The following is an 18,326-nucleotide window of genomic DNA, read 5'->3' as shown; positions in this document are numbered from 1 at the left end:
GGTAGGAACTTGTAGGACCGGTAGGAGCTGGTAGGAGCTGCCGAGTGAAACGAGGCTGCGATCTTTTGATCTTGCTTTGTAAAAAACAGGATCAAAAGATCGCAGCCTCGTTTCTCTCGACAGCTCCTACAGGGGGAGTGGTGTGGGTAAATGGAAATTGTGGAAAACAATATTCACAAGCTCTCAAACCGCGACATAAAGCCGCTGCAAATAGTTGTTTTGTCACGGTTTTGACTTGTCCCCGTTTGCTGTGGAGCCGGCTGTGAATAACGTGGGAGTAGCTGGCTGAGCGCCTTTGAAACCGTGGCTTGCAGAGTTGTGGTTGTTTTTTGATCAGGCGTTTTTGCTGGACCATGAGCCGGCGTTGTCAACCTTTTTGTTGTCAGCAAAAACGGCCGGATCCACCGTGCGCCAGCCTGTGGATAAGTCTGTGGTTAAACTCTGGAAAGACTCGGCTGAGGGCCGTCGTTACTGGCTTGGCGCCATCGTCGGTTTGCGCGGTCGATCGTGCAAAATGCCATGGGCTACACGGTGGGATCTTGAGGGTCAAGCAAAAAACTTTCTGACCGGCTCGCAAAGCCTTGAGGGCAGCGGCTCACGCTGTTTTGCACTTGCCCCCAAAGACTGTGGACCGGCCTGTGGATAACGTGCGTGCACATGGCTACAAGCGAGGCCTGGCAAGGGCTGGCGGCAGGTGAGTGTTTTTTGTACAGTCAGGATGAATAAATCTTCATTTTGCCGATTTTACGTTCGGATACTCTGCGCGCATAGCCCCACAGCTGGTGGGGTCTTTGTCAGTGGAAGACCTGGAGCAACTGCATGACCGATAGTCCCGCTTTTGTTCCAGAAGAACCCGGCAGCAACCGCCATTGCTGAGCAGCGCAGTAGTGATAGCGCCGCAGAAGTTGAGCAGCGCAGCGCCAGAACCGACGATTGAGGTGATTACCGCAGAGTCGAGTGGCCCGGCGCTTCGCCCGTCATCACGCTTTGGGGCGTATACCGGGCGGGTGACGGTAGTGGCGGGGCTGGCGGCTATTTTTCTGGTCGGTGGTGTGTTGTTCAGCGTGGTGGAGGGGATGGCCGGGACGTTGCTGCCGACCGCGCAAAAGGATTTTGCCTACGTTTGTACCGGGGCCAGTACCACCGTTTACTACCGGCCCGGCGGCAGCACGATCCGCATCGTTACCGGCGGCGGCGAGGCTTCCGGGTACGTCAGCTACAAGAAAATCCTCTGGCAGGACGCCGGCGTCGCCGTCAAGCAATTGCACCTGACGCCTCCAGGCGAAATCGAAAAGACCAGCGCCACGGTGGTGACACTCAGTGGTGGCAGCTTCGCGCAGATCGCCTGCACTCGGGGCCTGTAAGGTCGATCAACAACACCGGGTTGCCGCTGTGCTCCGGGCCGGGCATGCTGGCTGCTGATTGTCCATTCCAATGGCTGCCGATCAGCCGAAGCAAGGAGAACACGATGTCCAACACCCTGTTTATCACCGGCGCGACCTCCGGTTTTGGCGAAGCCTGCGCCCGTCGTTTTGCCGAGGCGGGCTGGAAACTGGTGCTGACCGGCCGTCGTGAAGAGCGCCTCAACGCCCTGTGCGCCGAGTTGTCGAAGCAGACCGAAGTCCATGGCCTGGTGCTCGACGTGCGTGATCGCAAGGCCATGGAGGAGGCGATTGCCAACCTGCCGCCGTCCTTCGCCAAGTTGCGCGGGCTGATCAACAATGCTGGCCTGGCCCTGGGCGTCGACCCGGCCCCCAAGTGTGATCTGGACGACTGGGACACCATGGTCGATACCAACATCAAAGGCCTGATGTACAGCACTCGCCTGCTGCTGCCTCGCCTGATCGCCCACGGTCGCGGTGCCGGTATCGTCAACCTCGGCTCCATCGCCGGCAACTACCCGTACCCGGGCAGCCACGTGTATGGCGCGAGCAAGGCGTTCGTCAAACAGTTCTCCCTGAACCTGCGTTGCGACCTGCAAGGCACGGGCGTGCGCGTCAGCAACATCGAACCGGGCCTGTGCGAGAGCGAGTTCTCGCTGGTGCGCTTTGCCGGTGACCAGGATCGCTACAACGCCACCTACGCCGGTGCCGAGCCGATTCAGCCGCAAGACATCGCCGACACCATTTTCTGGGTGCTGAACGCGCCGGCGCACATCAACATCAACAGCCTGGAGCTGATGCCGGTGAGCCAGACCTGGGCGGGTTTTTCCATTGAGCGTAATGGTGGCAAGGCGTAAAACCGAGTCATCGTTCTTCGCGAGCAAGCCCGCTCCCACATTGGATTTATGGTGTGTCTGCAATCTTGGACACAACACATTTCCCCTGTGGGAGCGGGCTTGCTCGCGAAGGGGCCCGAACTGGCAAAACAGCACATAAGGTAGACTCCTCCCCCAACAACCCCACCGCACCCTGCGGTTTTCAAGGTTTTTAGAGGAGGCTACGTGAGTAACCGAGGTGAGCAGTCGCTGCTCAAACAATCGACCATCCTGATGTTCGCCGTGGCGATCGCCGGGATCGTTACCGGTTTTGTTTCGGGGGCCCAATCCATCCTGTTTGATGGTTTTTTTTCGTTGATCGCGACCTTCATCAAGGTCCTGATGCTGATCACCGCCAAGTTGATCGCCAAAGAAAGTAATCACCGCTTCCAGTTCGGCTTCTGGCACTTGGAGCCGATGGTGTTGCTGATCGAAGGCAGTTTCCTGTTTCTGATCGCGATCTATGCTTTTCTCAACGGCGTGTTCGGCATCATCAATGGCGGCCGCGAGATTGAGCTGGGGCTGGTGATCATCTACGCGGCGGTGTTTACCGTCGTCGAGTTCGCGTATTTCTTCTACGTTCGTCATCGCAACCGAAAGCTCAAATCAACGCTGATCCAGTTCGACAACATCAGTTGGCTGGTGGACGCGATGCTGTCGGTGGGTTTGCTGGTGAGTTTCCTGACGGCGCTGTTGCTCAAGTCCCAGGGTTATGGGCAGTGGGCGGTCTACGTCGACCCGCTGATCCTGATTCTGCTGGCCCTGAGCATGCTGGCGCCGGCCTTCAAGATCCTGCGCCCGGCGCTACGTGATGTACTGGGCATTGCCCCGGATCAACTGGACGACAAAGTGCGCCAGGTGATGGACGCGGCCAAGGTCGAGCATGGTTTCGACGACTACATCTCCTACGTGCAAAAGCACGGGCGGGCGCGGTTTATCGAGATTCATGTGGTGTTGCCGGCGGATTACCGACTGGAAAACGTTGGGCAACTGGATGTGTTGCGCGAGGAGATTTCCGCGAAGTTGGGCAAGGCGGATGCGGCGCGCTGGCTGACGATCAGTTTTACCGGGGATCGGAAGTGGATTGTGTAAGACTTTGAGTTAATTGTCGGATGTTCCATCGCCAGGATCGCAGCCTTCGCCAGCTCCTACGCCGAGCGCATTCCCCTGTAGGAGCTGCCGCAGGCTGCGATCTTTTAAAGGGTCAACCGAGATACTCGACCAACCCGCGATAACAGGTCGCCAAGTGATACGGCGTGGTAGAAGGCATGTCCTTGCGGCTGACCTCGCCTTCTTCATCACGGCATTCATACCAACCCCCCGCATGCAGGAAGCGCTGCTGCAATGCCTGCAATTGGCGCAGCACCGCGGCTTCGCTGTCCGGTCGCAGGGTCAGGGCGCGCAGGTATTCGGCTTGAGCCCAGATGCGTTGGGTGCTGTCGCGAGGACGACGGGCATCGCTCTCCAGGTCGAGCATGGCTCGAACGGCGCCATTGTGCTCGACCACGCCTAACTGCTCGGTGTAGCTGAACGCCCGGCTCAGGGAACGATGCAGTTTGCTGTCACGCAGCAACGAAGAAGACTCCAGCAGGAAATACCACTCGAACTGATGGCCCGGTTCGAACCAGTTATCCACAGCCCCCAGTGGTTTTTCCATCAAAACGCCTTCCTGCGGGACGACGAATTTCTTCTGCATCCCGGCACACAGCGCCAGCAAGCTGTGCTGCACGGCGATGTCTTCACGCACTGACAGGGTGGCGAGAAATGCTTCGGCCAAATGCATCAGCGGGTTCTGCAGCGGCCCGGTCTTGAGTGAAGACCAGTCACGGTCCAGGCACGCTTCGTACAGGCCGTCGTCCGTGGCGAAGCGTTGGGCCACGACTTCCAGTGCCGCGTTGAGCACCGATTCCACCAGCGGCTCGCGAACCTTGTCCCAGTAATGGGCGCAGGCGAACAGGATGAACGCGTGGGTGTAGAGGTCTTTGCGCTGATCCAGTGGCGCGCCTTGCGGGTCGATGCTGTAGAACCAGCCGCCGTGCTCGGCATCGTGAAAATGCTGCTGCAAGGAGCGGAACAGCGCCGCCGCCCGGGCTTCGGCCGCCGGCACCTGGCCGATCAGGCTCGAAAAAAGGTACAGCTGACGGGCGCAGGCCATGGCGCGATAGCGTTGCGATGGCAGTGGTTGATGCTCCGCGTCGAGCGCCTCATAGGGCAACGCCATGTCGGTGTTCCAGCCGGGGCCTTGCCAGAGCGGCACGATGACGTCCTGGAAATGCTGTTGCACCGAGGCGAACAGGGCGGTCAATTCAGGCTGGGAGGCAGAGCGGGAAGCATGCGGCATTGGCTGGCGTCGTCACGGCAGGGGCGATTGCGCGACATGTTAGCAGAGAGGCCGGCCTGAGAGAGGCGGTGTCTGTCAGGCCGCCATCGCGAGCAGGCTCGCTCCCACATTACTCCTGCATGCACAGAACCACTGTGGGTGCGAGCCTGCTCGCGAAGGGGCCATGACAGGCGATTGAAAACTTAGCCCGCCAACAACCAAACCCCAGTCGCCGCCGAAGCCGCACCCGCGACTCGAACCAACGGCGCCGCTGCTTGAGGCAATACGCGAACCAGCGCATAACCGGCCGCATGCAACGCCGCGGTCGCCGCTACAAACCCGGCGGCATACGCCCAAGGGCTCGACATATCCGGCAGCTCAAGACCATGGGCCACACCATGGAACAGTGCAAACAACGCCGTCGCACCGACCGCCACAAACAACGGCGGACGCACCGCCAACGCAACCGCCAGGCCCAGCGCCAACACCGACGCGGCAATCCCGCTTTCCAGCGCCGGCAGGTCCAGCCCTTCAAAACCGAACAAGCCGCCGATCAGCATGGTGCCGACAAACGTGCACGGCAGCGCCCAGCGCGCCGCGCCTTTGTGCTGCGCCGCCCACAAACCCACCGCGACCATCGCCAGCAAGTGATCGATACCGCTGATCGGGTGGCTGATACCGGCGATCAAACCGTTATCACCATGCCCTGGGTGGGCGAAGGCAATGGCCGGGGTCAGCAGCAGGGCCAGGGCGCCCAGGATGCGTTTCAGTGTCATGGATAAGCTTCCTTGTTGATAAAAATTGAACGTGATCAGGCGGCGATCAGCAGGCCCTGGCGTTCGATGAAGGCGATGATTTCTTCCAGGCCAAGGCCGGTCTTCTGGTTGCTGAAGACGAACGGCTTACCGTTGCGCATGCGCTTGGTGTCGCTGTCCATCAACTCCAGCGATGCTCCCACCAAGGGCGCGAGGTCGACTTTGTTGATCACCAGCAAATCGGATTTGCAGATCCCCGGTCCGCCCTTGCGCGGCAACTTGTCGCCAGCGGAAACGTCGATCACATAGATGGTCAAGTCGGACAGTTCCGGGCTGAAGGTCGCCGACAGGTTGTCGCCACCGGACTCCACAATAATCAGGTCCAGTCCCGGAAAGCGGCGGTTCAGTTGATCGACGGCTTCGAGGTTGATCGAGGCGTCTTCGCGAATCGCCGTGTGCGGGCAGCCGCCGGTTTCCACACCGATGATCCGCTCCGGCGCCAGGGCTTCGTTGCGCACCAGAAAGTCGGCGTCTTCGCGGGTGTAGATGTCGTTGGTCACGACCGCCAGGTTGTAGCGATCACGCAGCGCCAGGCACAGGGCCAGGGTCAGGGCGGTTTTACCGGAACCGACCGGGCCGCCGATGCCGATGCGCAGAGGTTGTGTGTTCATGCTGCTTCTCCAAAATAACAGGCCCAAAATAACAGGCCCTAGGAACGGAACAGACGGCTGTACTGGCGCTCATGGGCCATGCACGCCAGGGACAGGCCGAAAGCGGCGCTGCCATAGTGTTCGGGATTGATTCGGGTAGCGTTCTGCTGGGCTTGCTGCAACAGCGGCAGCAGTTGGCTGGTCAGGCGCTGGGCGGCTTGCTGGCCGAGCGGCAGGGTTTTCATCAACACCGCCAATTGGTTTTCCAGCCAGCTCCAGAGCCAGGCGGCCAAGGCATCCTGCGGCATGATTCCCCAGGCACGAGCGGCCAGCGCCCAGCCGAGGGCCAGGTGCGGCTCTGGCCGTTGTTCGAGAAAGGCCGGGCCGGCGCATCGAGTTCCGGCAAACCGTTGAGCAGTTGCTGCAACGAATAGCCCATCTGCCGACTTTCCTGATGCAGTTCGCGGGTTTCCCGGCTGGCGCGGTGTTCTTCGCAGCGTTGCAGCAGCTCGGCCCAGTTGTCGTCGTCGGCGGCCAGGCAATGGGCGAGCAGCAATGGTGCTTCGAAACGCGCGAGGTTGAGCAGCAACTGATCACTGATCCAGCGGCGAGCGCCGTCGGCATCCGTCACCCGGCCGTTATCCACCGCCATTTCCAGGCCTTGGGAGTAGCTGTAGCCGCCAATCGGCAACTGCGGGCTGGCCAGGCGCAGCAGCGCCCAGGCGGGGTTCATAAACGCACGCCGAACTGGTGTAGTTTCGGCGGATAGTTGAAATCTTCGTCGCCGTGCCGCGAATGGTGGTGACCGCCACCGTAAGCACCGTGTTCCGGCTGGAACGGGGCTTCGATGTTTTCGACCTTGGCATCCAGCTGTTCGAGCATGGCCTTGAGTACGTAATCATCGAGCAGGCGCAGCCAGCCATCGCCGACTTGCAGAGCGACGTGGCGGTTGCCCAAGTGATAGGCCGCGCGGGTCAGTTCGAAGGCATTGGCGCAGGTGACGTGCAGCAATTGTTCGGGACGAGCGCAGACGCGCACGATGCGTCCGTCTTCGGCCTGTAGGCATTCGCCGTCATACAGCGGCGGCTGGCCGCGCTCCAAAAACAACCCGACGTCTTCCTGTTCGGTACTGAAACAGCGCAAACGGCTTTTGCTCCGCGCTTCGAAGTTCAGGTACAACTCGGCGGCCCAGACGGGTTGAGGGTCGATTCTGCGATGAATCACCAGCATCGGAAAGCTTCCAGCAAAGGACAATGCTCAGGCTAGAGCAAGGGGCTTGCCAATCGGGTGAGATGTAGGAAAACCCTGTCGGAGCTTAGTAGTTGTTGCAAGATGTTGCAGGATTTTGAGTCATGTTGGTGCGTGAAGGATTTGTCATGCACTGATTTGCGGCGCACAAAAAAGATCGCAGCCTTCGGCAGCTCCTACAAAGGAATGCGCTCCCCGTAGGCGCTGCCGAAGGCTGCGATCTTTTAAGGCGGACTACTCGGTACTGCCGAGCCCCTGCCAATGCTTGAGGCCGATGAAGATGAAGCGCAACTGCTGGGTGATCTTCGCCTGGGGCGTCAGATGTTCCGGCAATGCTTCTACCGGCGGGTCGATGATATCCGGCAGTGTGGCAAACACACTCTTAACGATCAGGTCCGCCATGACGGCCAGCCCGGCAATGTCCAAGTGCTGCAGCTTCGGCATCAGCGACAGGTCGGATGCCAGGTCGGAGCTGATGTCTTCGCGCAAACGGCCAATGGCCTGACGCACCGGCAGCGAACCGCCGTATTGCTCACGGGCAAGAAACAGGAATTGCGAGCGATTGGCGCTGACCACGTCGAGGAAGATCCGCACCGACGCATCAATGATGCCGCCCATGACGAATTCGTTGTGGCGTACCAGGCGGATGGTTTCGCGGAAGGTCTGGCCGACTTCGCTGACCAGCACCAGGCCAAGTTCATCCATATCGGCAAAATGCCGGTAGAAACCGGTGGGTACGATCCCGGCGGTTTTCGCCACTTCGCGCAGGCTCAGGCTGCCGAATCCTCGGCCGCATTCCATCAAATGGCGGGCGGCGTCCATCAGGGCGTTGCGGGTCTGTTGTTTCTGTTCGGCGCGGGGCAGCATCGCAAGGGTGTTTTCTGGACAGGACAGCGGCGCACTCTAGCAAATCGGCTTTGCCGGCGTCGAACGGGGATCGGGGTTCAAGCGAAGAACAAGCGTGCTTCTGTCAAAGTCAAAAGCCCAATCCGGGGATTGGGCTTTTTTCAGGGCCGCCATGGGCTTAGCTCACAGCGCTGTTGCGTTCGATTACACGGTCACCACCACCTTCAGCAAGGGTTTGGCCTTGTGGGGTGCGATCAGAACCATCAGCGGCAAGGGTTTGACCTTGTGGAGTGCGGTCGGAACCGTCAGCAGCGAGGGTCTGGCCTTGTGGCGTGCGGTCGGAACCGTCAGCTGCAAGGGTCTGGCCTTGTGGGGTACGGTCCGAGCCATCTTGAACCAGGCCTTTTTCTTCCAGACGATCACGGCCACCTTCAGCTACGAATTGACCTTGTGGTGTTTTGTCGTAGCCATCCTGGGTGATCAAGCCTTTCTCTTTCAGGCGATCATTACCACCTTCGGCAAGGGTCTGGCCTTGTGGCGTGCGGTCCGAGCCATCGGCGGCGACGGTTTGGCTGAAGACCGAATGATTGGTTTTGACTTGCGGTGTGGCCTGATCAGCGGCTGGTAGAGCAAAAGCGGTGCTGGCCAGCATCGAGAGGGTCAGGCTAAGCAGTAATTGGCGTTTCATGATGGGTTGCTCCTTGGGAGGGCGATAAAGTGGGTACGAGGGCAATGCTACTCTCGATAAGTCGATATAAAAGTTCATAAACGCAATGGTAATAATCAACAGAATTGATTGTTCCGTGCGGGCGCTCTAGAACGGGTGTTTCCGGCGGGTTGTTTTGCACTGAGGTGGGTATTTTCGACTCACTCGTGCCGCACAAAAGTGCGGAGTCGGTAACGCCAGATACGGGAGCAGAGTGTCCCGAATGGATTATTTGAGCGTTAAACAGTATTTCGGTTAAACCTGCGAGCCATTTCCCAGTCGTAGATTCCATGGCAGGCCGGTTCTGGCCTAACGTTTCACACGTGCGTCGCAGTCAGGGCGCTCAGTCGTACTCAGGAGCCCTGTGCAATGACGCGCACTTCAAAAATAATGACCTGGACCTTCGCCAGCCTGGTTGTGCTGCTGGCGGTACTGGTTCTGATTATCGTGTTCTTCGATTGGAACCGGATCAAACCCGCGCTCAATGCCAAAGTATCCGAAGAGCTGCACCGTCCGTTCGCCATTAATGGCAACCTGGCGGTGGTGTGGCGGCGCGAACTCGCTGAAGGCGGCTGGCGGGCCTGGGTGCCGTGGCCGCATGTGGTGGCCGAAGACTTGAGCCTGGGCAACCCGGACTGGTCGAAGCAGGCGCAGATGGTCACCCTCAAGCGTGTCGAGTTGCGTATCTCGCCCCTGGCCTTGCTGGCTCAACGGGTGGTGATCCCGCGCATAGACCTGACCGAACCGAATGCCGGCCTCCAGCGCCTGGCTGACGGTCGCGCCAACTGGACCTTCAAGTTCGATCCCAAGGACCCGAATGCCGAACCGTCAGCGTGGGTGGTGGACATCGGCGCCATCGGATTCGACAAGGGCCACGTCACCCTCGACGACCAGAGCCTGAAAACCCAGCTCGACGTGCTGATCGACCCGCTGGGCAAACCGATTCCGTTCAGCGATATCGTCGGCGACAAAGCGGCAAAAACCGCGCTCGACAAGGGCGGCGCGCCCCAGGACTACGCCTTCGCCATCAAGGTGAAAGGCCAATACCACCAACAGAAACTCGCCGGTGAAGGCAAGATTGGCGGCCTGCTGGCCTTGCAGGACGCGGCCAAGCCGTTTCCGCTCCAGGCCCGGGTCAAAATCGCCGATACCAGCGTCGATCTGGCGGGCACGCTGACAGACCCGCTGAACCTGGGGGCCTTGGACTTGCGCCTGAAGCTGGCCGGCACCAGCCTGGCCAACCTTTACCCGTTGACCGGCGTGACCCTGCCGGCCTCGCCGCCCTACGCCACGGACGGTCACTTGAGCGCCAGGTTGCATGACGCGGCCGGCGCGCAGTTTCGCTATGAAGGCTTCAACGGCAAGATCGGCGACAGCGACATTCATGGCGACCTGACGTACGTCGCCAGTCAGCCACGGCCCAAACTCAGCGGCGCGCTGGTCTCCAATCAATTGCTGTTTGCCGACCTGGCGCCGTTGATCGGTGCCGATTCCAACGCCAAGCAGAAGGCTCGGGGCGGTGAAAGCAAGCAGCCGACGGACAAGGTCTTGCCAGTCGAAGAGTTCAAGACCGAGCGCTGGCGCGATATGGACGCCGACGTCGAATTCACCGGCAAACGCATCGTCCACAGCGAAAAACTGCCGTTCACCGACCTTTATACCCACCTGGTGCTGACTGACGGTCTGCTCAGCCTGGAGCCGCTGCGTTTCGGCGTGGCCGGTGGCAAGCTCGATGCGCAGATTCGCCTCAATGGCCGCAACGAGCCGTTGGAAGGTCAGGCAAAACTCACCGCTCGTGGTTTCAAACTCAAGCAGCTGTTCCCGACCTTTGAACCGATGAAAACCAGTTTCGGCGAGTTGAATGGTGACGCTGATATCGCTGGCCGTGGCAACTCGGTGGCCAAGTTGATGGGCAGCGCCAACGGCAAGCTGAAAATGCTGATCAACGACGGCGCCATCAGTCGCGAGTTGATGGAGCTGGCGGGGCTCAACGTCGGCAACTATGTGGTTGGCAAAATCTTTGGCGACAAAGAAGTGAAGATCAACTGCGCGGCGGCTGATTTCGATATCAAGACCGGTTTGGCGACCACACAGTTGTTTGTCTTCGATACCGAGAACGCGATCATCTACATCGATGGCACCGCGAACATGGCGACTGAGCAACTGGACTTGACCGTTACGCCGCAATCCAAGGGCTGGCGTTTGATATCGCTGCGTTCGCCGCTGTATGTGCGGGGCAAGTTCATCAAGCCGGACGCGGGGGTGAAAGCGGTGCCGCTGTTGCTGCGCGGGGCCGGGATGCTGGCGTTGGGCGTGATCGCGGGGCCGGCGGCGGGGTTGTTGGCGTTGGTAGCGCCCAGTGGTGGCGAGCCGAACCAGTGTGCGCCGTTGCTGGAGCAGATGAAGTCGGGCAAGGCGCCCGTTACCGTCAAGCCAACCAAATAAGAGGAGAGCAGATCAAAAGATCGCAGCCTTCGGCAGCTCCTACATGAGAATGCGGTCCTCTGTAGGAGCTGCCGAAGGCTGCGATCTCTTGCTTTTAGGCTTAAAGGTCTTTCAGAATGTCCGCCATGTCATCCGCATGCTCTTCTTCCTGGGCCAGGATGTCTTCGAAGATGCGCCGCGTCGTCGGGTCTTTTTCGCCGATGTACTGGATGATCTCGCGGTAGCTGTCGATGGCGATTCGCTCGGCGACCAAGTCTTCATAGACCATCTCCTTGAGGTCTTTGCCCGCCACGTACTGGGCGTGGGAGTTTTTCGACAGCAGGTCGGGGTTGAACTCGGGCTCACCGCCCAGTTGCACGATGCGCTCGGCCAGACGGTCGGCGTGTTCGGCTTCCTGGTTCGCGTGTTCGAGGAACTCGTCGGCGGCAAAATGGGCTTTCAGGCCGGTGGCCATGAAGTAGTGGCGCTTGTAGCGCAACACGCAGACCAGTTCGGTGGCCAGCGATTCGTTGAGCAGGCGCAGCACTTCATCGATGTCGGCGCTGTAGCTTTCGGTCACGGCACCGTTCTCGACGTTCTTGCGGGCCCGCTCACGCAGGGTGGTTACATCAGACAAATGCATGTCGCTCATCTCAATCTCCTGGAGGCTAATCCGGTTGACGTCACGCCTCTAGGGACGTGATCGCTACCTAAGGTGTGAGTGATGAGCAGTGCAAAAAGTTTGATGTAATTTGACGGCCGCAAAAGATCGCAACCTTCGGCAGCTCCTACAAGGGAATGCGTTCTCCTGTAGGAGCTGGCGAAGCCTGCGATCTTGGCAATAGGCCTGACAACGCTGCTTCCTCCTGCAACCATGCAAAAAACGCCCGCCCCGGCACGCACAATGCGCTGTAGCCGGCGCCATCGATCTGAACCTCGCCCCTGTAAGCCAGCAGCAACCCGCTGGCTACGCTCTCGGACACCAGAATATTGCTCGCCAGCACCCGGCCTTGGCCGTCGGCGATCACGGTCGTGGCGGCGGTGGGCGGGATTTACTTCCTGACCCTGGTCATGCGCGAGTTGCCGGTGAGCATCGCTTATCCGATCTGGACCGCTATCGGTTCTTGCGCTACTGGGCGAGAGCCTGACCGCGGTGAAACTGCTGTCGGTCGGGTTGATAGTGGCTGGGGTGGTGGGGTTGAAGTAACGCGTGTGTGGCGGCTGTCATAGACTGGTCATCTTCGCTGGCGATGCTTGGCTGATGTCTTGCGTCCCGCCTTGCGTCATCTCGCCGATTACAAGGATGTCCGCCCATGTCGCAAGGTTCCGCCACGCGTTACCCGTTGGTGCTGGTTCCGGGAATGCTCGGGTTTATCCGCTTGCTGCTGTACCCGTATTGGTACGGGATCATCTCGGCGCTGCGCCGGGGTGGGGCGACCGTGATTGCCGTGCAGGTATCGCCGCTCAACTCCACGCAGGTGCGGGGCGAGCAGTTACTGGCGCGAATCGATGAGATCCTGCGCGAAACCGGCGCCGAGAAGGTCAACCTGATCGGTCATAGCCAGGGTTCGCTGACGGCGCGTTATGCGGCCGCCAAACGCCCGGATCGGGTGGCCTCAGTGACTTCGGTGGCCGGGCCCAATCATGGCTCTGAATTGGCGGATTACCTGCACAAACACTACCCGGCAGACAGTGTGAAGGGCCGTTTGCTCGCCGTTTTGCTGCGGATGATCGGCGCCTTGATGAGCCTGCTGGAAACCGGTTATCGCGGACCAAAACTGCCGGTGGATATTCATGCTTCCCATGAAGCCCTGACCACTGCGGGCGTGGCGCTGTTCAACCAGCGTTATCCACAGGGCCTGCCCGAAACCTGGGGCGGACACGGGCCGGAAGAGGTCAACGGCGTGCGCTATTACTCCTGGTCCGGGACCTTGCAGCCTGGCAAGACGGATCGCGGCGGCAATCTGTTCGACGGGACCAACCGCAGTTGCCGGTTGTTCGCCACGACCTTCGTGCGTGAAGTCGGGCATTGCGACGGGATGGTCGGGCGTTACAGCTCGCACCTGGGGACGGTGATTGGCGACGAATACCCGATGGATCACTTCGACATCGTCAATCAATCGCTGGGGCTGGTGGGGAAGGGCGCGGACCCGGTGCGGCTGTTTGTCGAGCATGCGGCCCGCCTAAAAACGGCGGGTTTGTAAGATCAAGATCAAAAGATCGCAGCCTGCGGCAGCTCCTACGGGTATACGCGATCCATGTAGGAGCTGCCGAAGGCTGCGATCTTTTCTATCAGGCAACGCGAATCTTGCGGCCCAACACCGTGGTCCAACGCTCGGAAAGAATCACCCCACCCAGCGTCAACATCCCACCCACCAAGTGATACATAGCCAACTGCTCATGCAGCACCACCGCCGCAATCAGGGCGGTAATCAACGGCAGCAAATTGAAAAACTGCGTGGTCCGGCTTGGGCCCAGGCGCACCACCGCTTGCATCCACGCCAATGGCGCAATCATCGAAGCCAGCAGGCAGGCGTAGAGCACCAATGGAATGTTCTGCAGGGTCGGGCCAGTTTTCGGTGAAGCTACAAACAGCGGAAACAGCACCACCACCGCCACCAACACCTGCAAATACAGCAACACCAGCGGCGGCAGGCGCAGCTGCCATTTTTTCAGCAGCGTGCTGTAGATCGCGTAGGCCAGGGTTGCGATCAGCATCATCGCGTCACCCAGATTCACCCCGTGCTCCAGCAAGGCGCCCAGGCTGCCGGACGACACCACCACGAGCACACCCGCAAAGGAAAGCCCCGCACCGGCCAGCGCACCGGCAGTCAGGCGTTGGCCGAGGCTGACGATCGCCATCGCCAGGGACATCAACGGCATCAACGACAGGATAATGCCCATGTTGGTGGCGGTGGTCAGGCTCGCGGCGAAGTACGCCAGGCTCTGATAGACCGCCATGCCGAGCACGCCGAGGACGAAAATCTTGCCCAGGTTCGGGCGGATCATTGGCCAGTGGGCAATCACCGGTTTGAGCATGAACGGGGTGAACAAAATCCCGGCCAGCAGCCAGCGGTAGAAGCCGATCTCGGCGGGGAAAATCGCGCCGGCCGACATTTTGGTGATCACGGTGTTGCCGGCCCAAATGAAAATGGCCAGCAGGGGAAACGCATATTGCATGGGAGAGAAACCAGAACGTTGATGAGGCGCAATTATCCGCTTGTCTGTATCAAAGCCTATACTTCGATCCAGACAATCGGCCCTTGATGACGGACAGCATGAGCAGTAAACACATCGATCTGCTGGATTTCAGCGAACTGCCGGCCCCGGTGTACTTCCGCTATGCCGACTTCGACACCCACGAATACGCCTCGGCTCACCGCCACCCGTGGGGCACGCTGGAGTATTCGGCCAACGGTGTGTTGCACATGGAAATCGGCAGCAGTCGCTTCATGTCGCCGCCACAGTACGCCGTTTGGGTACCGCCGCAGACCGAGCACAGCTTCTACAGCAACCAGCCGATCAACTACCGCGCGGTGTGCCTGGCACCGTCGCTGTGCCGGGATCTGCCGCAACAGGCCTGCACCCTGGCCATCAGCGACATCCTCAAGGCAATCCTCAAGGACTTCGCCGCCCGGGACGTGAAGATTCCCGAGCGGGACACCGATATCCGATTGGCTCAGGTGCTGGTGGATCAGTTGCAACAAGCACCGGAGCACGCCTGTTATTTGCCCTACGCCAGCAGTCCTGGGCTACTCGGGATACTCGAAGCCTTGCAGGCCGAGCCTGGGGATAACCGGCCGTTGTCCGGTTGGGCGGCGCAGATTCACGTCAGCGAGCGCACCCTGGCCCGGCAGTTTGTGCGCGAATTGGGCATGAGCTTCGGCGAATGGCGGCAACGCTTGCGGTTTCTGGCGGCAATCCAGGCGCTGGACAGCCAGCGCAGCATTCAGGACATCGCCTTCGACATGGGCTACAGCACCGGTTCGGCGTTTATCGCGATGTTTCAGCGCCAGGCCGGGTGCACGCCGGAACAGTATCGACGCAGTCATCTCGAGAACAGATGAAGGTGTAACAGGCTTTGTCTACACTTCAGGGCGAGGCCGCACCCCTCGGTGCGGTAACAAGGAGAAAACTCCATGAAGATGTTGCGTGTCCCTTTGTTGATGATCGGTTTGCTGCTCTGCTCCCAGGGCTTCGCCGCCACGGCCCAACAGAACAAAATGACCACCTGCAATGCCGACGCTGCCGCCAAAAGCCTCAAGGGCGATGAGCGCAAAACATTCATGAGCACGTGCCTCAAAGCCGCGCCGGCCGCCAATGACGCCAAAGTCCTGACCCCGCAGCAAGAGAAAATGAAAACCTGCAACGCTACCGCCGCCACCCAGGCGCTGAAGGGCGATGCGCGTAAAACCTTCATGAGTGATTGCCTGAAGAAAAAATAAAGATCAAAAGATCGCAGCCTTCGGCAGCTCCTACATGAGACCGCGATCCCTGTAGGAGCTGCCGCAGGCTGCGATCTTTCGGCGCGACACCGTTCGTGAGTCATCCGCTCGCTTCACCGCCGGATCGCTGGCAGACTGCCCATCCTTTTACGCCGTTCGTTTTGAGGCTGTATGCCAACGTTTTCTCAACGTCACGTCTTGCTGTTAATCAGTTGGGTCATCATCTTCGGTGGTTTGCTACTGGTCATCCCTCTGCGCCTGCTGCCCAGTCTGTTGGCCGGGTTGTTGGTGTTCGAACTGGTCAACATGCTCACGCCGCAATTGCAGCGGCTGATCGAAGGTCGCCGCGCCCGTTGGCTGGCGGTGGCGTTGCTGGGCACTTTGGTGGTCAGCGTGCTGGCGCTGATCTTTGCCGGCGCTATCAGCTTTCTGCTGCATGAAGCGGAAAACCCCGGGGCTTCCCTCGACAAATTCATGCACGTGGTTGACCGCGCTCGCGGGCAATTGCCACCGTTCATCGATGTTTACCTGCCGGCCAGCGCGGCCGAGTTCCGCGTGGCTATCGGCGAATGGATGACCAAACACCTCAGCGATTTGCAATTGGTGGGCAAGGACGCGGCGCACATGTTCGTGACGCTGCTGATCGGCATGGTGCTGGGGGCGATCATCGCCTTGCAACGCGTGCCCGACGTGACCAAGCGCAAGCCGCTGGCCGCCGCGCTGTTCGATCGTTTGCATTTATTGGTGCAGGCGTTTCGCAATATCGTGTTCGCGCAAATCAAGATTTCCCTGCTCAACACCTTCTTCACCGCGATTTTCCTCGCGCTGGTCCTACCGATGTTTGGCATTAAACTGCCGCTGACCAAAACCCTGATCGTGCTGACCTTCCTGCTCGGTCTGCTGCCGGTGATTGGTAATCTGATGTCCAACACGCTGATCACCATTGTCGGCTTGTCGCTGTCGATCTGGGTCGCGGTGGCAGCGTTGGGTTACCTGATGTTTATCCACAAGCTCGAATACTTCCTCAACGCGCGCATTGTCGGCGGGCAGATCAGTGCCAAGTCGTGGGAGTTGCTGCTGGCGATGCTGGTGTTCGAAGCCGCGTTCGGCTTGCCGGGGGTGGTGGCGGGGCCGATTTATTACGCGTATTTGAAGAGCGAGTTGAGGCAGATCGGGATGGTTTGATCAGGTAGATGTGTATTGCCTGATAAGGCTTCATCGCGAGCAGGCTCGCTCCCACAGGGGAACGCATTCCAATGTGGGAGCGAGCCTGCTCGCGATGGGGGCGACTCGGTGTCAGATCAATCCATCGGGCCGTAGCGTTTCATGGCTTCAATCGCCAAGCCACTGCCGATGCTGCCAAAGATGTTGCCTTCCACATGCCGCGCGTTCGGCAGCATCGCCGAGACGCTGCCGCGCAGCGCCGGGATCGCGCTCGAACCACCGGTGAAGAACACCGTATCGACCTGATCGACGCGCACGTTGGCATCGTTGAGCAACTGCGTGACGCTGTTGCGCACCCGCTCCAGCAGGTTATCGATGGCGGATTCGAACAGCGCTCGGGTCAGCTCTACGCTCAGGCCCGGTTCGATGCGGTCCAGCGGCACGTGACGGCTGTCGGCGTGGGTCAGCTGGATCTTGGTTTCTTCCACTTCCATGGCCAGCCAGTGGCCGGCGCGCTGGTCGATCAGCTTGAACAGGCGATCGATGCCGCCAGTGTCTTCGATGTCGTAGCGCATGCTGCCCAGGGACAGGGTCGACTTCTGCGAGTAGACCGAGTTGATGGTGTGCCAGGTCGCCAGGTTCATATGGTGGCTGGTGGGCATGTAGGCGCCACTCTTCATCCGGCTGCCGTAGCCGAACAGCGGCATCAGGCCTTGCAGGCTCAGTTGCTTGTCGAAATCGGTCCCGCCGATGTGTACGCCGCCGGTGGCGAGGATGTCATCGTGGCGGTTGTCGTGCATCCGGCGCTCAGGGGACAGGCGCACGAGCGAGAAGTCGGACGTACCACCGCCGATGTCGACAATCAGCACCAGTTCTTCTTTTTCGATGGTCGACTCGTAGTCGAACGCGGCCGCAATCGGCTCGTACTGGAACGACACGTCTTTAAAGCCAATAGCGCGCGCCACATCCACCAAGGTGTTTTCGGCTTCCTGGTCGGCCATTTCATCGTCATCGACGAAAAACACCGGGCGCCCCAGCACCACCTCATCGAACTCCCGACCGGCGGCGGTTTCGGCGCGCTTCTTCAACTGGCCGATGAACAAGCCGAGCAGGTCCTTGAACGGCATCGCCGTGCCGAGGACGCTGGTGTCGTGCTTGATCAGCTTGGAACCCAACAGGCTCTTGAGCGAGCGCATCAGCCGGCCTTCGTAGCCTTCCAGGTACTCGTGCAGCGCCAGCCGGCCGTACACCGGGCGGCGTTCTTCGATGTTGAAGAAGACCACCGAGGGCAGGGTGATCTTGTCGTCCTCCAGCGCGATCAGCGTTTCCATGCCGGGGCGTAGCCAGCCGACGGTGGAGTTGGACGTGCCGAAGTCGATACCACAGGCACGGGCTGGGGATGCGTTTTTCATGTCTTTCAAGTTCCGGTTAAAAAACGGCCGCGCAGTGTATGCCAGTGCGGCGCAGAATCGAAGGCCGACTATCCGCTAAATCGCCACGAATAACGCCTT

At 59.9% G+C, this 18,326-nt stretch carries 18 protein-coding genes and 3 pseudogenes; 9 read left to right on the top strand and 12 right to left on the bottom strand.

Annotated elements, in window-relative coordinates; all coding sequences use genetic code 11:
• The first annotated feature begins 887 nt into the window (after positions 1-887).
• From JFV26_RS02600 to JFV26_RS02590, 3 genes are all read left to right on the top strand, one after another.
• A complete protein-coding gene (locus tag JFV26_RS02600; RefSeq protein ID WP_201189463.1) occupies positions 888-1,364 on the top strand; it encodes a hypothetical protein in 477 nt (158 codons plus the stop codon).
• 104 nt (positions 1,365-1,468) lie between these two features.
• Positions 1,469-2,239 carry an SDR family oxidoreductase gene (locus tag JFV26_RS02595; protein ID WP_201189461.1) on the top strand — a complete coding sequence of 257 codons (771 nt, stop codon included), beginning with the start codon at positions 1,469-1,471 and terminating at the stop codon, positions 2,237-2,239.
• Positions 2,240-2,443: 204 nt separating this feature from the next.
• Positions 2,444-3,349, top strand: a complete 906-nt coding sequence (locus JFV26_RS02590) for a cation diffusion facilitator family transporter (protein WP_201189459.1) — start codon at positions 2,444-2,446, stop codon at positions 3,347-3,349.
• 112 nt (positions 3,350-3,461) lie between these two features.
• On the opposite strand, the gene JFV26_RS02585 is transcribed toward JFV26_RS02590, so the two are convergent.
• The 8 genes and pseudogenes from JFV26_RS02585 to JFV26_RS02555 form a co-directional block, all read right to left on the bottom strand.
• A complete protein-coding gene (locus JFV26_RS02585; RefSeq protein WP_201189458.1) occupies positions 3,462-4,598 on the bottom strand; it encodes an AGE family epimerase/isomerase in 1,137 nt (378 codons plus the stop codon).
• A 182-nt stretch (positions 4,599-4,780) separates the two neighbouring features.
• Positions 4,781-5,353, bottom strand: a complete 573-nt coding sequence (locus JFV26_RS02580) for a HupE/UreJ family protein (protein WP_201189456.1) — start codon at positions 5,351-5,353, stop codon at positions 4,781-4,783.
• Between the two features lie 35 nt (positions 5,354-5,388).
• The gene (gene ureG / locus JFV26_RS02575) at positions 5,389-6,003 is read right to left on the bottom strand and encodes an urease accessory protein UreG (RefSeq protein ID WP_201189455.1); all 615 of its coding nucleotides are present in this window, start codon (positions 6,001-6,003) and stop codon (positions 5,389-5,391) included.
• Positions 6,004-6,041: 38 nt separating this feature from the next.
• On the bottom strand, positions 6,042-6,227 hold the full coding sequence (locus tag JFV26_RS34670; protein ID WP_446739895.1) for a hypothetical protein: 186 nt from the start codon (positions 6,225-6,227) through the stop codon (positions 6,042-6,044).
• 6 nt (positions 6,228-6,233) lie between these two features.
• Positions 6,234-6,634 (bottom strand): annotated as a pseudogene (locus JFV26_RS34665) (urease accessory protein UreF); the annotation flags it as partial.
• A 77-nt stretch (positions 6,635-6,711) separates the two neighbouring features.
• The gene (gene ureE / locus JFV26_RS02565; protein WP_201189453.1) at positions 6,712-7,212 is read right to left on the bottom strand and encodes an urease accessory protein UreE; all 501 of its coding nucleotides are present in this window, start codon (positions 7,210-7,212) and stop codon (positions 6,712-6,714) included.
• A gap of 252 nt (positions 7,213-7,464) precedes the next feature.
• Positions 7,465-8,097: a TetR family transcriptional regulator gene (locus JFV26_RS02560; protein ID WP_201189451.1), complete on the bottom strand. Its 633-nt coding sequence runs from the start codon at positions 8,095-8,097 to the stop codon at positions 7,465-7,467.
• A gap of 157 nt (positions 8,098-8,254) precedes the next feature.
• Complete coding sequence (locus JFV26_RS02555; RefSeq protein WP_201189449.1) at positions 8,255-8,764, bottom strand: hypothetical protein; 510 nt, start codon at positions 8,762-8,764, stop codon at positions 8,255-8,257.
• 387 nt (positions 8,765-9,151) lie between these two features.
• On the opposite strand from JFV26_RS02555, the gene JFV26_RS02550 reads away from it, so the two are divergent.
• Positions 9,152-11,227, top strand: coding sequence for an AsmA family protein (locus JFV26_RS02550; RefSeq protein WP_201189447.1), 2,076 nt, complete (start codon positions 9,152-9,154; stop codon positions 11,225-11,227).
• A 100-nt stretch (positions 11,228-11,327) separates the two neighbouring features.
• On the opposite strand, the gene JFV26_RS02545 is transcribed toward JFV26_RS02550, so the two are convergent.
• The gene (locus tag JFV26_RS02545) at positions 11,328-11,858 is read right to left on the bottom strand and encodes a ferritin-like domain-containing protein (protein WP_201189446.1); all 531 of its coding nucleotides are present in this window, start codon (positions 11,856-11,858) and stop codon (positions 11,328-11,330) included.
• A gap of 136 nt (positions 11,859-11,994) precedes the next feature.
• Positions 11,995-12,222: pseudogene (locus JFV26_RS33270) on the bottom strand (LysR family transcriptional regulator); the annotation flags it as partial.
• On the opposite strand from JFV26_RS33270, the pseudogene JFV26_RS02540 reads away from it, so the two are divergent.
• A pseudogene (locus tag JFV26_RS02540) lies at positions 12,212-12,413 on the top strand (DMT family transporter); the annotation flags it as partial. The pseudogenes JFV26_RS33270 and JFV26_RS02540 overlap by 11 nt on opposite strands.
• Before the next feature lie 106 nt (positions 12,414-12,519).
• Entirely contained in the window at positions 12,520-13,410 is an 891-nt protein-coding gene (locus JFV26_RS02535; protein WP_201189444.1) for an esterase/lipase family protein, read from the top strand.
• Between the two features lie 88 nt (positions 13,411-13,498).
• Here JFV26_RS02535 and JFV26_RS02530 read toward each other — a convergent pair whose 3' ends face one another.
• Positions 13,499-14,386, bottom strand: coding sequence for a DMT family transporter (locus JFV26_RS02530; protein ID WP_201189442.1), 888 nt, complete (start codon positions 14,384-14,386; stop codon positions 13,499-13,501).
• A gap of 98 nt (positions 14,387-14,484) precedes the next feature.
• Here JFV26_RS02530 and JFV26_RS02525 point away from each other — a divergent pair, with 98 nt between their 5' ends.
• From JFV26_RS02525 to JFV26_RS02515, 3 genes are all read left to right on the top strand, one after another.
• Entirely contained in the window at positions 14,485-15,273 is a 789-nt protein-coding gene (locus tag JFV26_RS02525) for an AraC family transcriptional regulator (RefSeq protein WP_201189440.1), read from the top strand.
• A gap of 72 nt (positions 15,274-15,345) precedes the next feature.
• The gene (locus tag JFV26_RS02520) at positions 15,346-15,651 is read left to right on the top strand and encodes a PsiF family protein (protein ID WP_201189438.1); all 306 of its coding nucleotides are present in this window, start codon (positions 15,346-15,348) and stop codon (positions 15,649-15,651) included.
• Between the two features lie 171 nt (positions 15,652-15,822).
• Entirely contained in the window at positions 15,823-16,836 is a 1,014-nt protein-coding gene (locus tag JFV26_RS02515) for an AI-2E family transporter (RefSeq protein WP_201189436.1), read from the top strand.
• A gap of 116 nt (positions 16,837-16,952) precedes the next feature.
• Here JFV26_RS02515 and JFV26_RS02510 read toward each other — a convergent pair whose 3' ends face one another.
• Entirely contained in the window at positions 16,953-18,227 is a 1,275-nt protein-coding gene (locus JFV26_RS02510) for an Hsp70 family protein (RefSeq protein WP_201189434.1), read from the bottom strand.
• Positions 18,228-18,326: the final 99 nt, after the last annotated feature.

Source organism: Pseudomonas sp. TH31 (assembly GCF_016650815.1).
GTDB lineage: Bacteria > Pseudomonadota > Gammaproteobacteria > Pseudomonadales > Pseudomonadaceae > Aquipseudomonas.
This window is presented reverse-complemented; position numbering and strand designations above follow the sequence as displayed.

What these genes read in the sequence shown, in the direction of transcription:
- JFV26_RS02595 (WP_201189461.1), top strand. Translation starts at nt 1,469, where the DNA reads ATGTCCAACACCCTGTTTATCACCGGCGCGACCTCCGGTTTTGGCGAA.
- JFV26_RS02580 (WP_201189456.1), bottom strand. Translation starts at nt 5,353, where the DNA reads ATGACACTGAAACGCATCCTGGGCGCCCTGGCCCTGCTGCTGACCCCG.
- JFV26_RS02525 (WP_201189440.1), top strand. Translation starts at nt 14,485, where the DNA reads ATGAGCAGTAAACACATCGATCTGCTGGATTTCAGCGAACTGCCGGCC.
- JFV26_RS02535 (WP_201189444.1), top strand. Translation starts at nt 12,520, where the DNA reads ATGTCGCAAGGTTCCGCCACGCGTTACCCGTTGGTGCTGGTTCCGGGA.
- JFV26_RS02510 (WP_201189434.1), bottom strand. Translation starts at nt 18,227, where the DNA reads ATGAAAAACGCATCCCCAGCCCGTGCCTGTGGTATCGACTTCGGCACG.
- ureG (WP_201189455.1), bottom strand. Translation starts at nt 6,003, where the DNA reads ATGAACACACAACCTCTGCGCATCGGCATCGGCGGCCCGGTCGGTTCC.
- JFV26_RS34670 (WP_446739895.1), bottom strand. Translation starts at nt 6,227, where the DNA reads ATGAAAACCCTGCCGCTCGGCCAGCAAGCCGCCCAGCGCCTGACCAGC.
- JFV26_RS02555 (WP_201189449.1), bottom strand. Translation starts at nt 8,764, where the DNA reads ATGAAACGCCAATTACTGCTTAGCCTGACCCTCTCGATGCTGGCCAGC.
- JFV26_RS02545 (WP_201189446.1), bottom strand. Translation starts at nt 11,858, where the DNA reads ATGAGCGACATGCATTTGTCTGATGTAACCACCCTGCGTGAGCGGGCC.
- JFV26_RS02560 (WP_201189451.1), bottom strand. Translation starts at nt 8,097, where the DNA reads ATGCTGCCCCGCGCCGAACAGAAACAACAGACCCGCAACGCCCTGATG.
- JFV26_RS02515 (WP_201189436.1), top strand. Translation starts at nt 15,823, where the DNA reads ATGCCAACGTTTTCTCAACGTCACGTCTTGCTGTTAATCAGTTGGGTC.
- ureE (WP_201189453.1), bottom strand. Translation starts at nt 7,212, where the DNA reads ATGCTGGTGATTCATCGCAGAATCGACCCTCAACCCGTCTGGGCCGCC.
- JFV26_RS02530 (WP_201189442.1), bottom strand. Translation starts at nt 14,386, where the DNA reads ATGCAATATGCGTTTCCCCTGCTGGCCATTTTCATTTGGGCCGGCAAC.
- JFV26_RS02585 (WP_201189458.1), bottom strand. Translation starts at nt 4,598, where the DNA reads ATGCCGCATGCTTCCCGCTCTGCCTCCCAGCCTGAATTGACCGCCCTG.
- JFV26_RS02520 (WP_201189438.1), top strand. Translation starts at nt 15,346, where the DNA reads ATGAAGATGTTGCGTGTCCCTTTGTTGATGATCGGTTTGCTGCTCTGC.
- JFV26_RS02550 (WP_201189447.1), top strand. Translation starts at nt 9,152, where the DNA reads ATGACGCGCACTTCAAAAATAATGACCTGGACCTTCGCCAGCCTGGTT.